Annotated in this window: 2 protein-coding genes; both read left to right on the top strand. The window is 58.8% G+C overall.

The features are described from left to right. Nucleotides 1-146 precede the first annotated feature (146 nt). Nucleotides 147-1,514: an L-serine ammonia-lyase II gene (gene sdaB / locus URZ40_RS23060; RefSeq protein ID WP_080330114.1), complete on the top strand. Its 1,368-nt coding sequence runs from the start codon at nt 147-149 to the stop codon at nt 1,512-1,514. 112 nt (nt 1,515-1,626) lie between these two features. Then, nucleotides 1,627-2,382 (top strand): flap endonuclease Xni, encoded by a 756-nt coding sequence (gene xni / locus URZ40_RS23055; protein WP_320721250.1) that lies wholly within the window; start codon nt 1,627-1,629, stop codon nt 2,380-2,382. Nucleotides 2,383-2,424: the final 42 nt, after the last annotated feature.

The following is a 2,424-nucleotide window of genomic DNA, read 5'->3' as shown; positions in this document are numbered from 1 at the left end:
TGGTTTTTTTGTTGTGTGTGTTTTTTATGGCTCTTTTTCATGTCGTATGTTCTATTCTCCCTTTCGTCCTGGGCCGGCCCCGGCCCCGCCGGCGCCCGGCGGCCCCCCCCACTCCTCCCCCTCTGACTGAAAGCAATGGACGCATCATGATTAGCGTATTCGATATTTTCAAAATCGGTATTGGTCCTTCCAGCTCTCACACCGTCGGACCAATGAAAGCCGGTAAGCAGTTCACGGATGACTTGATTGCACGCGGCATTCTGCACGACATCACCCGCGTGGTTGTCGATGTGTACGGCTCGCTTTCCCTGACCGGGAAAGGCCACCATACCGATATCGCCATTATCATGGGCCTGGCGGGAAATCTGCCGGATACCGTTGATATTGACGCGATCCCTGGCTTCATCCAGGACGTGAACACCCACGGTCGTTTGCTGCTGGCAAACGGTGAGCATGAGGTTGAATTCCCGGTTGACCACTGCATGAATTTCCATGCGGACAACCTGTCGCTGCACGAAAACGGCATGCGCATTACCGCGCTGGCTGGCGACAAAGCGGTTTACAGCCAGACGTATTACTCCATCGGCGGTGGCTTTATCGTCGACGAAGACCACTTTGGTCAAACCAGTACCTCTTCTGTTGAGGTGCCGTATCCGTACAAAACCGCGGCGGACCTCCAGCGCCACTGCCAGGAGACGGGTCTTTCCCTCTCCGGTCTGATGATGAAAAACGAGCTGGCCCTTCACAGCAAAGAAGAGCTGGAACAGCACTTCGCTAGCGTCTGGGAAGTGATGCGCGGCGGCATTGAGCGCGGGATCACCACCGAAGGCGTGCTGCCGGGCAAGCTTCGCGTACCGCGTCGTGCGGCGGCGCTGCGCCGTATGCTGGTGAGCACCGACAAAACGACAACGGACCCGATGGCCGTCGTCGACTGGATCAACATGTTCGCGCTGGCAGTGAACGAAGAGAACGCCGCAGGGGGCCGCGTGGTCACTGCGCCAACCAACGGTGCCTGCGGTATCGTTCCGGCCGTGCTGGCGTACTACGACAAGTTTATCCGTGAAGTGAACGCCAACTCCCTGGCGCGCTACCTGCTGGTCGCCAGCGCGATTGGTTCGCTGTATAAAATGAACGCCTCCATTTCCGGTGCGGAAGTAGGCTGTCAGGGTGAAGTCGGCGTGGCGTGCTCCATGGCGGCGGCAGGTCTGGCGGAGCTGTTGGGCGCAAGCCCGGCGCAGGTGTGCATCGCTGCGGAAATCGGCATGGAACATAACCTTGGGCTGACCTGTGACCCGGTTGCCGGACAGGTACAGGTTCCGTGCATCGAGCGAAACGCGATCGCCTCCGTCAAGGCGGTGAACGCGGCGCGTATGGCGCTGCGCCGCACCAGCGAACCGCGCGTATGTCTCGATAAAGTTATCGAAACCATGTACGAAACCGGTAAAGATATGAACGCCAAATACCGCGAAACCTCTCGCGGCGGCCTGGCGATGAAGATCGTGACCTGCGATTAAGCCTCTCCGGAAGCCTCGTTTTGCGAGGCTTCTTCCTGTTTTTCCTCACGCTATTCGTTTCATCCTGCCGACAGTGATACCCTTTACCCATTAGATTTAAGGGAGAATATCTGTGGCTGTTCATTTGCTTATCGTCGACGCGCTCAATCTGATTCGCCGGATCCATGCGGTACAAGGCACGCCCTGCAAGGACACCTGCCTGCACGCGCTGGAGCAGCTCATTCGCCACAGCGAACCGACGCATGTCGTGGCCGTGTTTGATGACGAAGCGCGCAACAGCGGCTGGCGACATCAGCGCCTGCCCGACTACAAGGCCGGACGCGCGCCAATGCCGGACGATCTGCATGCCGAAATGCCCGCCTTGCGTGCCGCCTTTGAGCAGCGCGGCGTCCCCTGCTGGGGCGCACACGGCAATGAAGCTGACGACCTGGCCGCGACGCTTGCGGTAAAGGTGGCCAGCGCAGGACACCAGGCGACGATCGTTTCAACCGACAAAGGCTACTGCCAGCTCCTTTCACCCACGATCCGCATTCGCGATTATTTCCAGAAACGCTGGCTCGATGCCCCCTTCATTGCCAGCGAGTTTGGCGTTTCGCCAGAGCAATTGCCTGACTACTGGGGGCTGGCGGGGATAAGCAGCTCAAAGGTGCCGGGGGTTGCAGGCATAGGGCCGAAGAGCGCCGCCCAGCTGCTGACGGACTTTCAGAGCCTGGAAGGAATTTACTCTCGTCTGGATGACGTGCCGGAAAAATGGCGCAAGAAGCTGGAAGCGCATAAAGAGATGGCGTTTATCTGCCGGGATGTAGCGACGTTACGAACGGATTTACAGCTGGACGGGAATTTGCAGCAGTTAAGGTTAGCACGGTAATATCCGGCCCCCCCCCCCCTCACCCCGGCCCTCTCCCCAAAG

It is taken from the genome of Enterobacter sp. 296B2, from assembly GCF_034106185.1.
GTDB classification, from domain to species: domain Bacteria; phylum Pseudomonadota; class Gammaproteobacteria; order Enterobacterales; family Enterobacteriaceae; genus Enterobacter; species Enterobacter cloacae_N.
The sequence above is the reverse complement of the archived record's forward strand: the minus strand, read 5'-3'. Positions and strand labels throughout refer to the sequence as shown.

What these genes read in the sequence shown, in the direction of transcription:
- sdaB (WP_080330114.1), top strand. Translation starts at nt 147, where the DNA reads ATGATTAGCGTATTCGATATTTTCAAAATCGGTATTGGTCCTTCCAGC.